The sequence below is a fragment of the Aeromonas sp. 602200 genome (genome assembly GCF_049173895.1).
Classification (GTDB): Bacteria; Pseudomonadota; Gammaproteobacteria; order Enterobacterales; family Aeromonadaceae; genus Aeromonas; species Aeromonas veronii_A.
The window spans coordinates 438,170-456,354 of the sequence record NZ_JAAKSL010000001.1 but is presented as its reverse complement, the minus strand read 5'-3'; the positions used below and the strand labels follow the sequence as shown (position 1 = coordinate 456,354).

The window sequence follows — 18,185 nt, the reverse complement described above, 5'->3', positions numbered from 1 at the left end:
GGTGGGGGTTAACAAAAGACGCGCGATTTTAGGCAGGCTGTGGCGCGCCCGCAAGGGGGCAATGGGGATAAATCGTAAAAAAACTACGTGATTATTTGCATCAGAGGCCAAATGCTCACCAAGGCAGGCTGTTTGGTGAGCAAAAGGTGTCAAAATAGTTGAGGGGTTGTATTTTTATTACGCTTTTTACGAAGTGCGGCGGCGTCACTGATCCAGTGTCAGGATCACTTTGGCTTCCTTGTCCTCTTCCTTGACCTGGCTGTCGAGCACGAACAGCCGCTCCGGGGCGATCCCCTGGCTGTCGACCAGAAACTCCTTGGTATTTTGCGCCCGGCGCATGGCGAGATTGCGCAGGGATTTGGCGGTGATGAGCTGCTGATCCCGCAGCAGGATCACCGCCTGGGCCCGCAGTGCCGTGCTCTCTTCATCCAGATGGAGGCGGTCCGCCAGATCTTCCAGATCTTCGCCAAAGCGCTCTTCATAGGCCTGGGCCAGCGCCTCTTGCAGGGCTGAGTCCTGTTCCAGCAGGTCGAGATCCGCCTGATTGCCGGTGAGCTTGGCCAGTACCCGCTCCAGCTTTTGCCGTTGCAGGATGGGGCGCTCCTCGTTGAAGTTGACCTTGCCGCGAATGTTCATGCTGAGCTTGGGTCTATCCTTAAGGGCCTGCGCCAGCTTGACCAGTTTCTCCTGCTGGGTGGGGGTGAGATCGGGATCCCCCGGCAGGAAGGGAAGTTCGTCGAGATCTTCGGTGCCATCGGCCAGCGAGGCGAGCAGGGAGAAGGGGGAGGTGATCGCCTTGCTCAGGGTGTTGCCCAGCACATCCCAGAAGATATTGCCGATGCTGAAGTCCGGTTGATCGAGATCGCCCTTCACCTTGAGGTTCATCTGTATCACCCCGTTGGCATCGCTTAGCAGGGCGATGGCTAGCCCCAGCGGCAGATCCTTGGCCTGATCGCTCTTGATCTTCTCGCCCAGTTGCAGCTTCTTGATGGTGATGTCGTTATCCCCCTCCAGCCGATTGCCCTCCAGCTTGTAGTGCAGCTTCATGGAGAGCTGCCCCTTGTCGATGGCATAACCGGCATAGGTGCCCGAATAGGGGGTGAAGGTGGTGAGCTCCAGATTGTGGAAAGCGACCGCGATGTCGAGGATCGGGTTGGCCACCAGCAGGTTGGTACCGCCGCGAATGGTCACTGGCGCATAGCGATCCACCTTGCCGTTGAAGGCGAGATCGGAGCGTTGCCCCGGAATATTGCTGATATGGCGACTTTGGCCGCCCAGCGAGGCGATATCGGCCACAAAATCTTGGCTCAGGCTGCGATCGGCAAAGCGCAGGTTGCCCTGCTCGGTGCGCAGCTGGTCGATGGTGAAACGAAAGTCGGGAGCCTTGCTGCCTGCCTTTGCTTCAGTACTTTTTGCTGCCGCTGGTTGCGGCAACAGCAGCTGTTGCAGGTTGGTGGTGCCATCTTCGTTGATCTCGATGCGGGCGAAGGGCTTGTTCAGAGCAATGTCCTTGATCCGCATCTGCTGGCTGATGCCGTCGTACGTCAGACCGGTGAGAGCCAGGGTGTTAAACTCCAGCAGCCGCTGATTGTCTGCCCGATCGACTACTTTGAGCCCGTTGATATCGAGCCCCCCTTGCAGGGTCAGCTTGCTCAGATCTCCCTGGGCGGTGGTGGCGAGATCAAGGCGGGTCTTGCTGCTCAGCAGCCCGTTTTGCACCTTAATGCGTACCAGATCGGCCAGATAGGGCTGTGCCAGCGTCAGGGGCAGCCCCTGCTGGTTGATGTCGCCACTTAAGGTGAAAGGAGTCAGGGTCAGTTGGCCATCAAAGGCGAGGGGGCTGCTCTGGTTGAACTGGGTGGCCAGAGTCAGTTTGCTCGGTTGCTCCCCCTTGCTGCCCAGTGGCCCCAACGCCAGCTTGAGGCCGGAGAGCTGGCGTGCCTGCGGTTTGCCGCTGCTCGATTCGGTGAGGGTGAGATCGCCCTTGACGATGGCGATCTGCTTGATCTGCCACTGCCAGGGTTTGTCTGGCATATGTTTCTTGCCGTTACCGGCTGTCTTTGCTTGTTGTGCCGACTTGGGCGCCGCATTGTTGGCCACCTCGTTTGCGGTGTCGGCTCCTTTGACGGGCTTGGCGGGAGCTTGTTCAATCAGCAAGTCAGCCAGATCAAGCTCCTGCTGTGGGTTGAGGGTGGCCTTGAGCAGGGGCTGTTGCAGGGTTACCTTGCCGATCTGGAGCGACTGTTTCTGGCCATCGACAGCCAGATCGCTAAGGGCCAGCTGGCCGAAGCGGGCAAATTCGTCGCCCTTGTGTTTTTTAAGCTGCCAGTTGTCCAGCGTCAGCTTGCCTTTGGACAATTGCCACAGTACCCCTTGCTTGCCCTCTTTAAGCTGGTACTCCACCTCTGCATTGGCGTGGCCCTTGGCCAGATCCAGCTTGAGATAGGGTGTCCAGAGCGGGGCGAAGGGTTTCAGGTCGACCTGTTTGAGGCTCACCTTACCCTGACCCATGCCGCTCATCACATCGAGTTTGCCGTGGGCAGCGAGGCTGCTTTTGCCGTTGATGGCGGCGTTCAGCTGATAGGCGGTCGGGTGATTTGCCTCGGTGCGCAGGTTATCGAGCTTGAGGGTCACTTTCTCCAGATTGAGAGGCGGAAACCAGCCGGGTTCGCTCTCCTTGCGTTGATCCTGATAGCGCACATGGCCGTCAGTGACTGCGATGCTGGCAATATCGACCAATAGCGGGGCGCTGGCTGTTTCGGGCTCGGGGGAGGGCGCAGGGGCGAGCAGGGTGGCAAGCGCATCGGTCAGGTTGAGTCGAACATCTCCTTTTTTATCTGTCAGCCGTTGCAGCAGCACCACGGGTTTGGTCAGGGTGACGGTGGAAAGCACGACCCCTCTCTGCTGCCAGCTGGCTTGCAGGTTTGGGGTGATAAATAGCTGCTCAAAACCGATGATAGGCTGCTGTTTGGCATCGAGCAGGGCAGTCGCGCCGAGGGTGAGAGAAGGGTTGCGCAGTCCTACATTAATCTCCCCCAGCATCAGTTGCAGGCCGTAGTGCTCGGCCAGCCAGCCGGGCAGATAGCGCTGGATCAGACGGGGGGTTTGCCACAGCAGCAGGGTGATCAGGATAAGAAGCAGCAGGAAAGCGTAGGCAAGGTAGCGCAGCAAGCGGAGCTTGGGGGACGCGGGCTCGGTGGTGTTCATTTGGTGCACTCCCATTTGGTTCCCGCCATGGTACAGAAAAGCTGGATAGTAATCATGGGGTTGCGTGCTGTTGTACGCCGTACTTTGTCCAAAGGCGATCCAGTTCACCCTTTTGTTGCAGCGCTGCCAGCCACTGTTCCAGCTGGGCAGGGGTAATGGGGGCCTCAGGGTGAAGGATGGCGCGGTGTTGATACTGTTGATCCCATTTTTGCGAGATCAGCAGCTGGTCGGCTGTGTCGGGATTGGCCTGCAGATACTGGTTAAGGTATGAAACGTTGAGAATGGCTACCTCGCCGCGCCCTTTGAGCAGGGCTTGCAGGGCGCTGATGTTGTCCTTGACCAGGGTGATATTGAGCTTGCGCTGCAGGTAGAGGGGATCAGCATTGAACTGGCCGACGCCGTAGTGATAGCCGGTCACCCCGATGAGGTGATGGCTGGCAGGATCGTCAAAAAAGCGCTGATCCCGGCCCGTTTTGTTCAGGGCCACATAGACCTCACCACCACCGAGAAAGGGGGCTGTTATCTTGAATTTATCTGTGTCCCAGCCCCACTTGGTGTCTTCAAACAGCATCAGCGAGAAACGGCCCAGATCGAGCGCCTTGTAACGGTTGGCGGCCGAGGTGGGAACAAACACGAATCTTACCTCGTGCTGGATCTCGTTTAGCTTGGCGATGAGGTCCAGCGTCAGCCCTTCATAGCGGGAATCGGAGAGTTTGACCACAAAGGGGGCATAGGGGTATCCGCCAACCTTGATGAGGGGATGGCTCCAGCCAGAGAGGCTGAACAAGAGCAAAAACCAGCACCAATATCTCATGGGATCCCCAAGGCAATAGCTTGCTCCCAGATTCGGTTAATCTGCGCCAGTTTTCAAGCTGTTAAGGGAATTAACACAGCGCTGTTCGGCGGCCTCCAGCTCGGCCATCACCATCTGGATATCCTCCAGTTGTTGGCGCAGCATGCCGCGTTTTGCCTCGATCAGCTGGATCATGGAGTGGAGCTGGGTTTTGCTCGATTTGTCGGTGTCGTACATATCGAACAGCTCGCGGATCTCGGCCAAGCTAAACCCCAGCCGTTTGCCGCGCAAGGTCAACTTGAGCCGGATCTTGTCCCGATGGCTGTAGATGCGGGTTTGCCCCTCCCGCAGCGGGGTGAGCAGCCCCTCATCCTCGTAGTAGCGGATGGTGCGCGGCGTGACATCGAATTCGTGGGCCAGCTCCGAGATGCTGTAGGTGATCTCCTTGCAGGGCTGGGAACGGGACATGGTTATGACTCCTGTTGCCGGGAGAGTGGCTGGCAGAGGCGGGCCCGCAGCCGCTCGGCATTGGCGTGCAGAGCCTGACCGACCCGCGAGCCGTTGGGGCGACCGAGCTGCTCGCTGACCCACTGGCCGGTGGCCGCCAATTTGTCGAGATCCACCCCGGTCGTCATGCCAAGGCCGTGCAGCAGGTAGACCACCTCTTCTGACGCCACATTGCCGGAAGCGCCCGGTGCATAGGGGCAGCCGCCAAGGCCCGCTACCGAGCAGTCGATAGTGCGAATGCCGCGCTCCAGCGCGGGCAGCAGGTTGGCCAGACCCTGGCCGTAGGTGTCGTGAAAATGGACCGCGAGCCGTCCCGCCGGGATCTCGTGCAGCACCGCATCCAGCATGGGCGTCACCGTGCCCGGGGTGCCGACGCCTATGGTGTCTCCCAGCGAAATTTCGTGGCAGCCGAGATCCAGCAACTGTTCGGCCATGGCGGCGACCCGTTTCGGGCGGGTCGGGCCATCGAACGGGCAGGCGATGACGGTGGAGAGGTAGCCGCGCACCTTGATGCCGAGTCGGCGCGCCTCCTGCACCAGCGGGGCGAAGCGGACCAGCGACTCCTCCACGCTGATGCCGATATTGGCGCGGGTAAAGCCATCGGAGCAGGCGGTGAAGAGGCCAATTTCGTCGGCGCGAGCGGCAATGGCAGCCTGCAAGCCTTGCAGATTGGGCACCAGGGCACCGTAACGGGTTGAGCCCTTGCGCGGCAGTGCCTGAAAAAGTACTGCGGAGTCCGCCATCTGCGGCACCTTTTTGGGCGATACGAAGGCGCCGACCTCGATGCGCTGCAGACCGCTGTCGGCCAGTCGCTGGATCAGCTCCAGCCGCTGGATCAGTGCCAGCGGGTTGGCTTCATTTTGCAAGCCGTCCCGCGGCCCCATCTCCACCAGACTGACCCTGTCGTCACGGACGTCCTGTGATCGGTTCATGGGTGAACCTCCTGTGAAGCAGTCTCTTCGGCAAAGCGCACCAGCACGGCCCCCTGGCTTACCTGCTCGCCCTGTTTGCACTGCAGGGCTTCAATTACCCCGTCTCGCTCTGCACGCAACTGGTGTTCCATCTTCATCGCCTCCAGCACCAGCAGGGGTTGCCCCTTGCTGACTGTTTGCCCCTGCTCGATCAGCACGGCTACCACGATGCCGTGCATGGGGGCGATGGCGCCCTGCGCCTTCTCGTTTGTCTGCTCATGGTGGTGGCTGTGCTGCCGATCATCGGCCGCGAAGCGGATGCGCTGGCGCCCCAGGGTCATGATGAAGGTTGCCTCCGAGCCTGCGACCCTCTGAATGGGGATTTGTTGCCAGCAGCCACCCTGCTGCAGCCGGATATTATCATCACCTCTCTGGTAGCAACGGGTTTCCCCTTGCCACTCAAACTGGCCGCCATGATCGTGAAGGGTCAATACCCGGCGCTCATCACCGATGCGCACCGCCGCTGTCCAGCAGCGATCTGGCCCAAGGCGAAATCCGCAGGCTTGCTGCCAGGGAGAGGGGCCCGTGGGGCGGCTCGCCAGCCAGAGGGTGGCCAGCGGCCAGGCAAGGTCAGGAATGGGCTGCGCTGTGGTGGGGATAGGCCACTGGGTGTGGTGGCGCATCGCCAAGACGTCAGGCTCTTCACACAGGCGCAGCAGCAGCGGGCCGTTGTGTACCAGCGGGCCGAGATCCAGCGCCGCCAGCGCATCGGCCAGTTGGACGAACGCCTCGGCGCGGCTCTGACCGTGGGCGATCAGCTTGGCGATCATGGGATCGTAATAGGGGCTGACCTCATCGCCTGCGGTGACGCCGGTGTCGATGCGCACACCAACGGGCCAGTGCAGCCAGTGGATGGGGCCGCTTGCGGGCAGAAAACCGGCCGCCACATCCTCGGCGTAGAGGCGCGCCTCCACCGCATGGCCGCGCAGCACCACTTCATCTTGAGTGAGTGGCAGCGGCTTGCCCTCGGCCACGGCCAGTTGCCAGGCCACCAGATCCTGTCCGGTCACCGCTTCGGTGACGGGATGCTCTACCTGCAGCCGGGTGTTCATCTCCATAAAGAAGAACTCATCCTTGCAGAGCAGAAATTCGATGGTGCCAGCCCCCTGATAGTGGATGGCCTTGGCAGCGGCCACGGCTGCCTCCCCCATGGTGCGGCGCAGAGCCGGAGGAATATCGGGGGCGGGCGCCTCTTCGATCACCTTCTGATGGCGTCGCTGCAACGAGCAGTCCCTGTCCCCTAGATAGATGGCGTTGCCGAGGCTATCGGCAAAGACCTGTACTTCCACATGGCGAGCCTTGGGCAGATAGCGCTCGAGCAGCACCAGATCGTCGCCAAAGGCAGCCTTTGCCTCCCGTTTGACTGCCGCCAGCGACTCGTCAAAGTCGGCCAGCTGATCGACCCGGCGCATCCCCTTGCCACCGCCGCCGCTGGCCGCCTTGATAAGTAGCGGGAAGCCAATCTGGCTCGCCTGATCGCGCAAGAAGTCCGGCCGCTGATCCGTGCCGTGATAGCCAGGCAGTACAGGTACGCCGGCGGACTGCATCAGCGCCTTGGCGCCCGATTTGTCGCCCATGGCGAGAATGGCGGCGCCGCTTGGGCCGACAAAGCGCAGGCCGCGCTGTTCGCAGGCGGTGGCAAAATCGCTGTTTTCCGACAGAAAACCGTAACCGGGATGGATGGCATCGGCGTGCGCCTCTTTGGCAATCTTCAGCACCTTGCCGGTGTCGAGATAACTCTCTCTGGCCGGTGCAGGCCCCAGATGCCATGCCTCATCGGCCAGACGGGTGTGCATGGCATGGGCGTCGGCATCGGAGTAGAGGGCGATGGTGTGGATGCCGAGGCGTTTCGCCGTCTTGATGATGCGCACGGCGATTTCGCCGCGATTGGCAATCAGCAGGCGCTTAATTTGAGTGTGATGGGTCATGTCTCATCCTTGAAACGGGGACGCCAGGCGGGAGGGCGTTTGTCAAAGAAGGCCTGCATTCCCTCCTGTGCTTCGAGCCCCACCCGAACCCGGGCAATGGTCTCGACAGTTCTCTCTTCGTGCAGGCGGGAAGGATGGGCCTCTATGGCCGCCAGCAGTCGTTTGGTCTCTTTCATCGCCTCCGGCCCGTTGCGGCACAGACGAAGGGCCTGCGCTCGCCCCTCCGCCAGCAGTTGATCCGGTTTGCAGAGTTGGTGTGCCACATTGAGCCGACAGGCGGTAATGGCATCGAACGGCTCGGCACTGAGCATGTAGCGGCGCGCCTGACGCATCCCCATAGTGCGCACCACGTAGGGGCTGATCACCGCAGGCACCAGACCCAGGCTCACCTCTGAGAGGCAGAAGCGGGCATCGTCGCTGGCCAGCACCAGATCGCAAGCGCAGATGAGGCCCAGCGCCCCGCCATAGGCGGCCCCTTGCACCAGCGCCACCGTAGGGAAGGGAAGCTCATCGAGGGTCTGCATCAGCCGCGCCAGTACCCGAGCGTCTTCGCGATTGTGCTCGAAATCTGCGTGGGCCAGATTACGCATCCAGTTGAGGTCGGCGCCCGCGCAAAAGTGTTTGCCCTCTGCCCGCAGCAGCAGGGCGTGGGGGCGTTCGGCGAGATCATGACCATGAAGATGGGCCAGATCATCGAGACAGTCGAGCAGCCCCAGCATCAGGTCGGCATCAAAGGCGTTGTGGCGGGCCGGGCGCGACAGCACCAGCTCGGCCAGCGGGCCATGCCGTTCCAGCCGAAACGAGCCCTGTGTTGAAGAGCCAAGTGCTGATGAAGTAAATGGATCTGACATAGGTTTGCTCCTTACATCCGGAAGATGCCGTACTGCTCGGGTTCAATGCGGGCACCCTGACAGGCGGCGAGCGCCAGCGCCAGCACGGTACGGCTCTGGGCCGGATCGATCACGCCGTCATCCCATAGGCGGGCGCTGGCGTAGTAGGGGTGGCCTTGGCGCTCATACTGCTCAAGCACGGGAGTGCGGATGGCGGCCGCCTCTTGCTCGCTCAAATGTTTGCCCTCGGCCGCCAGCTTGTCCCGACGCACTTGCACCAGCACTCCGGCAGCTTGCTCGCCCCCCATGACAGAGATGCGGCTGTTGGGCCAGCTAAAGAGAAAATCGGGCTCATAAGCGCGGCCGCACATGCCGTAGTTGCCAGCGCCAAAGCTGCCGCCGACGATCAGGGTGATCTTGGGCACCCGGCTGCAGGCCACTGCTGTGACCAGCTTGGCGCCGTGCTTGGCGATCCCCTCTTTTTCTGCGCTACTCCCCACCATAAAACCGGTGATGTTCTGCAAAAAGAGCAGCGGGATGGCACGCCGGTTACAGAGCTGGATAAAGTGGGCCCCCTTCTGGGCGCTGTCGCTGTGCAGCACGCCGTTGTTGGCGAGGATCCCCACTTCCATGCCGCAAATACGGGCAAAGCCGGTCACCAGAGTGGTGCCGAACAGCGCCTTGAATTCGTCAAAGTCAGAGCCATCCACCAGCCGTGCAATCAGTTCGCGGGCGTCGTAAGGGCGTTTGAGACTGGTGCCCACCAGACCGTAGAGCTCCTCGATCGGGTAACAGGGAGTGGGGTAGGCTGGCTCATTGTTGGTTGGGCTGCCCGATGCCAAACCCGAGAGCGGAACATGATCACTGCCCAGATGGGTGAGCAGGGTTCGGGCGATGGCCAGCGCATGGGCATCGTCACGGGCCATATGATCAGCAACGCCGGAGTGGGCACAGTGCACTTCGGCGCCGCCTAGGGCTTCGGCGCTGACCTCCTCGCCGGTGGCGGCCTTGACCAGCGGCGGGCCCGCCAGAAAGATGGTGGCTTGCTCCCTGACCATGATCGACTCGTCCGCCATGGCGGGCACGTAGGCGCCGCCTGCGGTGCAGAGCCCCATCACCACCGCCAGTTGGGGGATATTCTGGGCCGACATACGGGCCTGGTTGTAGAAGATGCGGCCAAAGTGATCCCGGTCGGGGAACACCTCATCCTGCATCGGCAAAAAGGCGCCGCCGGAATCCACCAGATAGAGGCAGGGGAGGCGCAGCCGCTCGGCGATGGCCTGGGCGCGCAGGTGTTTTTTCACCGTGAGCGGGTAGTAGGTGCCGCCTTTCACGGTGGCGTCGTTCACCACCAGCATGCAGAGCCGGCCCGAAACCCGGCCGATGCCGGTGATGATGCCGGCGGCGGGCACCGGCTCGTCATAGACCTGCCAGCCAGCCAGCGCCGACAGTTCGAGAAACGGGGAGCCCGGGTCCAGCAGCTGATTGATGCGCTCGCGGGGCAGCAGCTTGCCACGGGCCTGATGGCGGGCGTTGTTGGCCGCGCCGCCCCCTAGCGCGATCTCGGCAATGCGGGCATGGAGATCGTCGACCAGCCCCTGCATAGCGGCCCGATTGGCCGTATATTCCGGGCTCGCCGTGTCGAGACGGGAGTGGAGCCTGCTCATGCGTTATTCCCCATCAGCTCGCGGCCGATCAGCCAGCGGCGGATCTCCGAGGTGCCGGCGCCGATCTCGTAGAGTTTGGCGTCCCGCAGTAGGCGGCCGGTGGGGTATTCGTTGATGTAACCGTTGCCGCCGAGCAGCTGGATAGCGTCGAGGGCCATCTGGGTGGCGTTTTCGGCGGCAAACAGGATGGCTGCGGCGCAATCTTTACGGCTGGTGCGACCCTGATCGCAGGCGCTCGCCACCGAGTAGACCAGCGCCCGGCTGCTGGCGAGGCGGGTATACATGTCGGCGAGCTTGCCCTGCACCAGCTGGAACTCGCCGATGGCTTGACCAAACTGCTTGCGCTCACGCACATAGGGCAGCACTACATCCATGCAGGCCTGCATGATGCCAAGGGGGCCCGCAGCCAGCACCACCCGCTCGTAATCGAGCCCGCTCATCAGCACCTTGACCCCGCCGTGCAGGGTGCCCAGCAGGTTTTCCTGCGGCACCCGGCAGTTGTCGAACACCAGCTCGCAGGTGCTGGAGCCGCGCATCCCCAGCTTGTCGAGCTTCTGGGCGGTAGAAAAACCGGGAGTGCCGGCTTCAACGATAAAAGCAGAAATTCCTTTGGGGCCCGCACTGGTATCTGTCTTGGCATAGATGACGAAGGTGTCGGCATCGGGTCCGTTGGTGATCCACATCTTGTTGCCGTTGAGCACGAAGTGATCGCCCTCGCGCTCCGCGGTGAGGCGCATGCTGACCACATCGGACCCGGCTCCCGGCTCGCTCATGGCCAGCGCCCCCACATGCTCGCCGCTCACCAGCGGGGGGAGGTAGCGTGCTTTTTGCTCCGCCGTGCCGTGGCGGTGGATCTGATTGATGCAGAGATTGGAGTGGGCGCCGTAGGAGAGGCCGACCGAGGCGCTGGCGCGGCTCACCTGTTCCATCACCAGCACGTGGGCCAGATAGCCGAGGTTTACCCCGTCATACTCCTCCGCCACCGTGATGCCGTGCAGCCCCAGTTCACCCATCCGGGGCCAGAGATCACGGGGGAAGGCGTTGCTCTGATCGATCTCGCTGGCGCGCGGGGCGATCACTTTCTGGCAGAAGGCCGCAACCTGTTCGGTCAGGGCATTCAGGGTCTCATCCATCTGCATTCATGCTCTCCTTGCGGATATGACAGTCGGGTAGGAAGGTGGGTTCGACCGGCTGACTCGGCTTCAAGGTTGGCAGTGGTCGGTCCATTTTTGTACTTCACTTCTGTCACAAGTTTACGTTAGCGTAAACGTAAATCAATTGTTAATCTGTTGTGTGTCGATAAAGCGGTGGTAGTGAGATCGTCATCAGCTACCACGACAACAGCGCCATAGTGGCAGATCCGAATGACCAGTGTGTGGGCGCCGCGTCATAAAGCACCAACTCAGGAAAATAAATGCGGGCAACAAGGGAGTGAACGACAAGATGGATTTTACCCTGACCGATGATCAACAGGCGTATGTGGAGGCGGCCGCCGCCTTTGCCGATGAGGCGCTCAAACCCCATGCCGCGCGCTGGGACAAGGAGCATGAGTTTCCGATCCCGACCATCAAGCAGGCGGCCGGGCTAGGTTTTTGTGGTCTCTATACCCCGGAGCAGTTTGGCGGATTGGGGCTGCCGCGCCTCGATGCGAGCCTCATCTTCGAACGCCTCGCCATGGGCTGTACCTCGACCACTGCGTATCTGACCATTCACAACATGGTGAGCTGGATGCTGGGCAGCTGGCTGTCCACCGAGGTTGCCAAGGAGTGGGTGCCCAAACTGGCCAGCGGCGAATTGTTGGGCTCCTATTGCCTCACCGAGCCGGGGGCGGGCTCTGATGCGGCGGCACTCAAGACCCGGGCGGTGCGCGAGGGTGACAGCTACCTCATCGAGGGAACCAAGGTCTTTATCTCGGGAGCGGGCAGCACTGACGTGCTGGTGGTGATGGCCCGTACCGGTGGTGAAGGTGCGAAGGGGATCTCTGCCTTTATGGTGCCGGCTAATGCCCCCGGCGTGAGCTATGGCAAAGCAGAAGAGAAGATGGGCTGGAACAGCCAGCCGACCCGGGAGGTTGTTTTCAACGGGGTTCGCATTCCTGCCTGTTATCGGTTGGGCGAAGAGGGGGAAGGATTCAAGTTCGCCATGCAGGCCCTCGATGGGGGGCGCATCAATATTGCCACCTGTTCGGTGGGCACCGCCCAGCAAGCGCTGGACGATGCGCTGGCCTATGTGCAGCAGCGCCAGCAATTTGGTCACCCGATCAGCGAATTCCAGAGCGTGCAGTTTCGCCTGGCCGATATGGCGACCGAGCTGGCTGCCGCTCGTTTGCTGGTGCGTCAGGCCGCCGACAAGCTGGATCGTGGGGCACCGGACAAGAGTGCCTGGTGTGCCATGGCCAAACGGTTTGCCACCGATGTGGGTTATCGAATCTGTGATGAGGCTCTGCAACTCTTTGGCGGCTATGGTTATATCCGCGAGTATCCGCTCGAGCGCTATCTGCGCGATACACGGGTACACCGCATTCTGGAGGGCACCAACGAGGTGATGCGACTCATCATCGCGCGCCGCATGCTGGCCGATCCCGGTTTGTCGCTGGGCTAACCGGTGGTCGCATCAAGGGTGTGTTGCCTGCCACCCGATTGCACCATCCCGGTTTCGGCTTTGTGAGCCAGCCACAGGTTGGCGTCATTCAAGCCTGTCATCATGGCGGCAGCTTCATCGACAAGGACAATGTTATGACAAGGATCAGACTCGAATATCATGGCCACGTGGCCTATATCACCCTCGACCATCCCCCTGCCAATACCTGGACCCTCGCCAGCCTGCAGGCCTTTTTGCAGATGATGGTGGAGCTCGACAGTCGTCCCGATGTGGTGGCGCTGGTGATCCGTGGTGCGGGCGACAAATTTTTCTGCGCCGGTGCCGACCTCAATATGTTTGTCGAGGGGAATGTCGAGCTGGCCCGCGAAGTAGCCGAGGCCTTTGGCAAGGCCTTCGAGGCGCTGGCCCGTTTTCATGGCGTCAGTATCGCCGCCATCAATGGTTATGCCATGGGCGGTGGCCTGGAAGTAGCGTTGGCCTGTGATATCCGCATCGCCGAGCAGCAGGCGTTGCTGGGACTGCCGGAAGCCTCGGTGGGCTTGCTTCCCTGTGCCGGTGGCACCCAGCGTTTGACCGAACTGGTGGGGCCGGGCTGGGCCAAGCGGATGATCCTCTGCGGTGAGAAGGTGAGTGCCTCGCTGGCCTACGAGATGGGGCTGGTGGAGGAGGTGGTGAAAACCGGTCAGGCATGGGAGGCGGCGCACCAGATGGCCCATCTGGTGGAGCGCCAGAGCCCGAGCGCCCTGCGCGCCTGCAAAACCCTGATCAATCAGGGCCGCAGTGGCCCGCGTGATGCCGCCTTGCCCCTTGAGCGGTCGCTGTTTCTCGATCTCTTTAGCGAAGCCAATCAGCGTGAAGGGGTGGCCGCCTTCCTGGAGAAACGCTTACCGCGCTGGCAATATGGCCCAACAGAATAAATCCATACGGAGCCGTTTATGAGTGAGTCGGTCAAGGTTAGCTGTTATCCCACCGAAGATGGCCATCAGGTCGGGGTGTTGACCCTCGACAGCCCTGCGTCTCTCAACGCATTGAGCCTGCCGATGATCCAGATCCTGCAACAGATGCTGACCCGTTGGGAGCAGGATCCCGCCATCGTCTGTTTACTGCTGCAGGGGATGGGTGAGAAGGCATTTTGTGCCGGTGGCGATATCCGCTCCTTCTATTACCGCAAACAGGAGGCAAGCGGATCGGAACTGTTCGAATATGCCCGCGACTTTTTCGAGCAGGAGTACCGGCTCGACCACCACATCCACTCTTACCGCAAGCCCCTTATCTGCGTGGCTGACGGTATCTGCATGGGGGGCGGTATTGGCCTGTTTGCCGGTGCCGATTTTCGGGTGGTGACCGAAAAGAGCCTGTTCGCCATGCCGGAGGTAACCATAGGACTCTACCCCGACGTGGGAGCGAGCTGGTTTTTAAGCCGGATGCCGGGGCGACTCGGGCTCTGGCTCGGTCTGACTGGCGCCCGCTTTAATGGCGCAGATGCCCTTGGGGTGGGGTTGGCGGATCACGCCATCGCCAGTGGCGAGCACAGTGCGCTGTTGTCACGCCTCGCCGTACTCGACTGGGCTGCTAGTGGTGATCCCCGTGAGCAGATCGATCAGTTGTTCAGGGGGTTGCACCGTGAGGTGGTGGCCCGCTTGCCAGCGCCAGTGCTGCTACCCCATCAACAGAAAATCGATGCCTTGCTGGCGGGACGCACGTTGCAAGGGGTATTGGCGCGGCTGTTCAGCGCCCATTTCGATGAACAGGAGGCGGTACTCCAGCAGGCGCAGCAGATCTGCCGCACCGGCAGCCCCATCAGCCGCGCCATTTTGTGGCGCCAATATTGGCAGGCTCGCCGCTACTCCCTGGCCGAGGTATTTGCCGAGGAGCTGACCCTCTCGGTCAACTGCGTGCTGAAGGGGGATTTTGTGGAAGGGGTACGGGCACTGCTGATCGACAAGGATAAAGATCCCCGCTGGCAACAGTTGCCACCGGAGGGGGAATGGCTGGACGAGTTCTATCGCTGGCCGCAGGGGCGCAATCCGTTGGCCTGCAAGGAATAACATCTTGGCAACCGGCGGACGCCGCCATCAGCAATGCAAGGAGCAAGCGGGATGACAAGGATAGGGTTTATCGGGCTCGGCAATATGGGGGGGCCCATGGCGGCCAATCTGGCCAGGGCCGGGCATACGGTGCAGGTGTTTGATCTGGTTGCCCAAAACATTGAGCACGCTATCGCCGCTGGCTGCATCGCAGCGGGGGATGCCCGTGAGGCGGTGACCGGCTGCGAGGTGGTGATCAGCATGCTCCCTGCGGGGGAGCATGTGCGCGATCTTTGGTTGTCTGAGGGGCAGGATCTGCTGGCAGCCCTGCCGGTTGGCGCACTGGTGATCGACTGCTCAACTATCGATGTCGACTCTGCCCGTCAGGTCGGGGAGGCGGCCCGCGCCCGCGGTTTGCGCTTTATCGATGCCCCCGTATCGGGCGGTGTCGCCGGTGCAGCCGCCGGGACGCTCACCTTTATCGTTGGCGGCGACGCAGCCGATTTCGAGGCGGCAAAGCCCCTGCTCGCCTGCATGGGGCAGAACCTGTTTCACGCAGGGACGCTGGGCGCTGGGCAGATCGCCAAGATGTGTAATAACATGCTGCTTGCGATCCATATGGCGGGCACTGCCGAGGCGCTGGCCCTCGGGGTGAAGGAGGGGCTGGATCCCGCCGTGCTCTCCACCATCATGGGCAAGAGCTCCGGCAACAACTGGAGTCTGGAGCGCTACAACCCCTGGCCCGGGGTGATGGAGAATGTCCCTGCCGCCCGCAACTATCAGGGGGGCTTTATGACCCGTTTGATGGTGAAAGATTTGGGATTGGCCATGGCGCTGGCCGAGCATGGCCACAGCGCTGTGCCCATGGGGGCGCTCGCGCGTAACCTGTTCAACCTGCATGCCGCTAAGGGGCAGGGGAGCCGCGATTTCTCCAGCATCGTCGAACTCTATCTGGATAAACAGGATCCCGCCTGACGGGCCACCTCTCTTCAAGGCATCTCCCTTCGACCAGCTACAAGGAGCATTGATGGATATCAAAGATAAGGTCATCGTTATTACCGGCGCCGGACGTGGCTTGGGACGGGCCATTGCGCTGGCCCTGGGCGCACAGGGGGCGACGCTGGCACTGCTCGACATCAATCGCGTCGATCTGGAGGCGACCGCAGCCTTGGTGCGCAGCCAGAATGATCAGTGCGATCAAGATAGCCAGTGCGAGCTGTTTGTCTGCAATGTGGCGAGCGAAGCCGAGGTTGAGTCGGTTTTTGCTGCCATCAAGGGGCGTTTTGGCGTGCTGCACGGTCTTATCAACTGCGCCGGCATTTTGCGCGATGGCATGCTGATCAAGGTGAAAGAGGGGGAGCTGGTGGAGAAGATGACGCTGGCCCAGTGGCAGAGCGTGATTGACGTCAACCTCACAGGTACCTTCCTCTGCGGTCGCGAGGGGGCGGCGCTGATGGCGCAAGGGGGGCAGGGGGGCGTTATCATCAACATCTCTTCCATCGCCCGCGCCGGCAATATTGGCCAGAGCAACTATGCCGCCAGCAAGGCAGGGGTTGCCTCGCTGGTGGTGACCTGGGCGCGGGAGTTGGCGCGCCATGGCATTCGGGTGATGGGGATTGCCCCCGGGGTGTTTGCCACCGACATGACGGCGGCGATGAAGCCGGAGGCGATGGCGCGGATGCAGCAGGCCATTCCGGTCGGCACCCTTGGCGAGGCGCAACAGCTGGCCGAGACGGTGAGCTTTATTTTTGCCAACGACTATCTGTCGGGGCGGATGATAGAACTGGATGGCGGTTTGCGTTTATAGGGATTTACATAATGGGCCCCGGTGTTTCCACCGGGGCTTTTTTATGCAGATTATTTATACAGAGAGTGCCTGAATGGCGATGCATAGGAACCATGCGAGTCAGGTTGTGTTGGCAGAAAAATGAGAAATATCAATGGGTCTTGGTTAATTTGAGCCAGCTCACAGGCCATATGGGTCAGTGCTGTAAAATTGCGCGCGGTCAAGGCGGTGCATGATTGACGGGACGAGGGATTGCGGTCGGAATAGTCATGCAATATAGTTGCCGCCTTTTTCACGGGGTCAGGATTCCCAGCCCCTCCCATATTGCGCGCAGTATGAATACGGACGCTCTGCCGCCGCCTAAATAAACAGGATTGAAATGGACAAGAAACTAGGGCTGGGCGCCCTCATTTCGCTGGTGATCGGCTCCATGGTCGGCGCCGGGGTCTTCAGTCTGCCACAAAACATTGCTGCGCATGCCAGTGCCGGGGCGGTCGCCTTGGGTTGGGCCATCACCGGTCTTGGCATGATCTGTCTCGCGCTGGTCTATCAGAACCTCTCCATGCGCCGCCCCGATCTCGATGGCGGTATCTTCAGCTATGCCAAGGCCGGTTTCGGCGATTTCATCGGTTTCAACGCCGCCTGGGGTTACTGGCTCTGCCAACTGCTGGCCAACGTCTCTTACGCCATCGTGGTATTCAGCGCGCTCAGCTACTTCTTCGATACGCCGGATCACGTCATCTTCGGTGACGGCAATACGCCGGTGGCCATCACGCTGGCCTCCATCCTGATCTGGTCGGTGCATGCGCTGGTGCTGCGCGGGGTGCAGGTCGCTGCGCTGGTGAATATCGTCACCACCATCGCCAAGATGGTGCCGCTCATCGTCTTCTGTGTCGCGATCCTGCTGGCCTTCAACATGGATACCTTCACTCTGGATATCTGGGGCCAGAACAACATGGAGCTGGGCTCCGTGATGGATCAGGTCAAGTCCACCATGAAGGTGACCCTCTGGGTCTTTATCGGGATTGAAGGGGCCGTGGTGGTCTCTGCCCGTGCCCGTCATCGCAAGGATGTGGGCCGTGCCACCGTGCTGGCGCTGCTCGGCGCCCTGACGCTTTACGTGATGGTGACCCTGTTCTCGCTGGGTGTCATGAGCCAGCCGCAACTGGCGGCGCTCAAGAACCCTTCGACCGCCATGATCCTCGAAGCCGTGGTCGGCCCCTGGGGCGCCTGGCTTATCAACATCGGTCTGGTGGTGTCGGTGATGGGTGCTCTGCTCAGCTGGACCGTGCTGGCCGCTGAAGTGCCCTACATCGCGGGCAAGACCGGTGTGTTCCCGGGCTGGTTTGCCAAGGAGAACAAGAACGGCTCGCCGCAGGTGTCCCTCTGGTGCTCTACCTGTCTGGTGCAGATCTTCCTGATCATCATCTACTTCCAGAGCAGCACCTATCTGGCGCTGGTCAACATCGCAACCTCGGCGGCGCTGGTGCCTTACGTCTTTTCGGGCGCTTATGGCCTGAAGCTGGCATTGAAAGGGGAGACCTATCAGGGTCAACCCCATCAGCGCAAGCGTGACCTGCTGCTGGCCATGGTGGCGACGGTTTACGGCTGCTGGCTGGTCTACGCAGCCGGTGTTGAGTACCTGTTGCTGGTGGCGCTGCTCTACAGCCCGGGCATCTTCATCTACTGGAAGGCGCGTCAGCATCACGGTCTGCGCGGCCTTAACCGATTGGAGCAGGGAATGACGGCGGCCCTGCTTGGCTGTGCCGTGCTGGCCTTCTACAAGGTGATGGACGGTACCATTCCACTGCACTAACCGGCACAATGAAGAGATGGCCCTCGCGCCATCTCTTTTTTTTCATGCAGAT

At 61.2% G+C, this 18,185-nt stretch carries 14 protein-coding genes; 6 read left to right on the top strand and 8 right to left on the bottom strand.

Annotated elements, in window-relative coordinates; genetic code table 11:
- Positions 1-204: 204 nt before the first annotated feature.
- The 8 genes from G5221_RS01995 to G5221_RS01960 are packed head-to-tail and all read right to left on the bottom strand — an operon-like array spanning position 205 to position 11,042.
- A complete protein-coding gene (locus G5221_RS01995) occupies positions 205-3,207 on the bottom strand; it encodes a DUF748 domain-containing protein (protein ID WP_421262716.1) in 3,003 nt (1,000 codons plus the stop codon).
- A 52-nt stretch (positions 3,208-3,259) separates the two neighbouring features.
- Positions 3,260-4,021, bottom strand: a complete 762-nt coding sequence (locus G5221_RS01990; RefSeq protein WP_421262715.1) for a substrate-binding periplasmic protein — start codon at positions 4,019-4,021, stop codon at positions 3,260-3,262.
- Between the two features lie 36 nt (positions 4,022-4,057).
- Positions 4,058-4,468, bottom strand: a complete 411-nt coding sequence (locus tag G5221_RS01985; RefSeq protein WP_421262714.1) for a MerR family transcriptional regulator — start codon at positions 4,466-4,468, stop codon at positions 4,058-4,060.
- Positions 4,469-4,470: 2 nt separating this feature from the next.
- A complete protein-coding gene (locus tag G5221_RS01980; protein ID WP_421262713.1) occupies positions 4,471-5,439 on the bottom strand; it encodes a hydroxymethylglutaryl-CoA lyase in 969 nt (322 codons plus the stop codon).
- The gene (locus G5221_RS01975; RefSeq protein ID WP_421262712.1) at positions 5,436-7,406 is read right to left on the bottom strand and encodes an acetyl/propionyl/methylcrotonyl-CoA carboxylase subunit alpha; all 1,971 of its coding nucleotides are present in this window, start codon (positions 7,404-7,406) and stop codon (positions 5,436-5,438) included. Before G5221_RS01975 ends, G5221_RS01980 begins: the two co-directional genes overlap by 4 nt.
- Positions 7,403-8,257 carry an enoyl-CoA hydratase-related protein gene (locus G5221_RS01970; protein ID WP_421262711.1) on the bottom strand — a complete coding sequence of 285 codons (855 nt, stop codon included), beginning with the start codon at positions 8,255-8,257 and terminating at the stop codon, positions 7,403-7,405. The genes G5221_RS01975 and G5221_RS01970 overlap by 4 nt, the downstream gene beginning before the upstream one ends.
- Before the next feature lie 11 nt (positions 8,258-8,268).
- Positions 8,269-9,903: a carboxyl transferase domain-containing protein gene (locus G5221_RS01965; RefSeq protein WP_421262710.1), complete on the bottom strand. Its 1,635-nt coding sequence runs from the start codon at positions 9,901-9,903 to the stop codon at positions 8,269-8,271.
- Positions 9,900-11,042, bottom strand: coding sequence for an isovaleryl-CoA dehydrogenase (locus G5221_RS01960; RefSeq protein WP_421262709.1), 1,143 nt, complete (start codon positions 11,040-11,042; stop codon positions 9,900-9,902). Before G5221_RS01960 ends, G5221_RS01965 begins: the two co-directional genes overlap by 4 nt.
- Positions 11,043-11,346: 304 nt before the next feature.
- On the opposite strand from G5221_RS01960, the gene G5221_RS01955 reads away from it, so the two are divergent.
- The 6 genes from G5221_RS01955 (at position 11,347) to arcD (ending at position 18,133) form a co-directional block, all read left to right on the top strand.
- On the top strand, positions 11,347-12,504 hold the full coding sequence (locus tag G5221_RS01955; protein ID WP_421262708.1) for an acyl-CoA dehydrogenase family protein: 1,158 nt from the start codon (positions 11,347-11,349) through the stop codon (positions 12,502-12,504).
- A gap of 134 nt (positions 12,505-12,638) precedes the next feature.
- Positions 12,639-13,421 carry an enoyl-CoA hydratase gene (locus G5221_RS01950; RefSeq protein WP_181222554.1) on the top strand — a complete coding sequence of 261 codons (783 nt, stop codon included), beginning with the start codon at positions 12,639-12,641 and terminating at the stop codon, positions 13,419-13,421.
- Positions 13,422-13,439: 18 nt separating this feature from the next.
- Entirely contained in the window at positions 13,440-14,552 is a 1,113-nt protein-coding gene (locus G5221_RS01945; protein WP_421262707.1) for an enoyl-CoA hydratase/isomerase family protein, read from the top strand.
- 51 nt (positions 14,553-14,603) lie between these two features.
- The gene (mmsB, locus tag G5221_RS01940; RefSeq protein WP_421262706.1) at positions 14,604-15,506 is read left to right on the top strand and encodes a 3-hydroxyisobutyrate dehydrogenase; all 903 of its coding nucleotides are present in this window, start codon (positions 14,604-14,606) and stop codon (positions 15,504-15,506) included.
- 52 nt (positions 15,507-15,558) lie between these two features.
- Positions 15,559-16,338: an SDR family oxidoreductase gene (locus G5221_RS01935; RefSeq protein ID WP_202002484.1), complete on the top strand. Its 780-nt coding sequence runs from the start codon at positions 15,559-15,561 to the stop codon at positions 16,336-16,338.
- Between the two features lie 358 nt (positions 16,339-16,696).
- Complete coding sequence (gene arcD, locus G5221_RS01930) at positions 16,697-18,133, top strand: arginine-ornithine antiporter (RefSeq protein ID WP_421262705.1); 1,437 nt, start codon at positions 16,697-16,699, stop codon at positions 18,131-18,133.
- The last annotated feature ends 52 nt before the right edge of the window (positions 18,134-18,185 follow it).

Excerpts from the sequence above, each read along its gene's own strand:
- G5221_RS01980 (WP_421262713.1), bottom strand. The coding sequence starts at position 5,439 with ATGAACCGATCACAGGACGTCCGTGACGACAGGGTCAGTCTGGTGGAG.
- arcD (WP_421262705.1), top strand. The coding sequence starts at position 16,697 with ATGGACAAGAAACTAGGGCTGGGCGCCCTCATTTCGCTGGTGATCGGC.
- G5221_RS01990 (WP_421262715.1), bottom strand. The coding sequence starts at position 4,021 with ATGAGATATTGGTGCTGGTTTTTGCTCTTGTTCAGCCTCTCTGGCTGG.
- G5221_RS01965 (WP_421262710.1), bottom strand. The coding sequence starts at position 9,903 with ATGAGCAGGCTCCACTCCCGTCTCGACACGGCGAGCCCGGAATATACG.
- G5221_RS01985 (WP_421262714.1), bottom strand. The coding sequence starts at position 4,468 with ATGTCCCGTTCCCAGCCCTGCAAGGAGATCACCTACAGCATCTCGGAG.
- G5221_RS01935 (WP_202002484.1), top strand. The coding sequence starts at position 15,559 with ATGGATATCAAAGATAAGGTCATCGTTATTACCGGCGCCGGACGTGGC.
- mmsB (WP_421262706.1), top strand. The coding sequence starts at position 14,604 with ATGACAAGGATAGGGTTTATCGGGCTCGGCAATATGGGGGGGCCCATG.
- G5221_RS01945 (WP_421262707.1), top strand. The coding sequence starts at position 13,440 with ATGAGTGAGTCGGTCAAGGTTAGCTGTTATCCCACCGAAGATGGCCAT.
- G5221_RS01950 (WP_181222554.1), top strand. The coding sequence starts at position 12,639 with ATGACAAGGATCAGACTCGAATATCATGGCCACGTGGCCTATATCACC.
- G5221_RS01970 (WP_421262711.1), bottom strand. The coding sequence starts at position 8,257 with ATGTCAGATCCATTTACTTCATCAGCACTTGGCTCTTCAACACAGGGC.
- G5221_RS01960 (WP_421262709.1), bottom strand. The coding sequence starts at position 11,042 with ATGCAGATGGATGAGACCCTGAATGCCCTGACCGAACAGGTTGCGGCC.
- G5221_RS01955 (WP_421262708.1), top strand. The coding sequence starts at position 11,347 with ATGGATTTTACCCTGACCGATGATCAACAGGCGTATGTGGAGGCGGCC.
- G5221_RS01975 (WP_421262712.1), bottom strand. The coding sequence starts at position 7,406 with ATGACCCATCACACTCAAATTAAGCGCCTGCTGATTGCCAATCGCGGC.
- G5221_RS01995 (WP_421262716.1), bottom strand. The coding sequence starts at position 3,207 with ATGAACACCACCGAGCCCGCGTCCCCCAAGCTCCGCTTGCTGCGCTAC.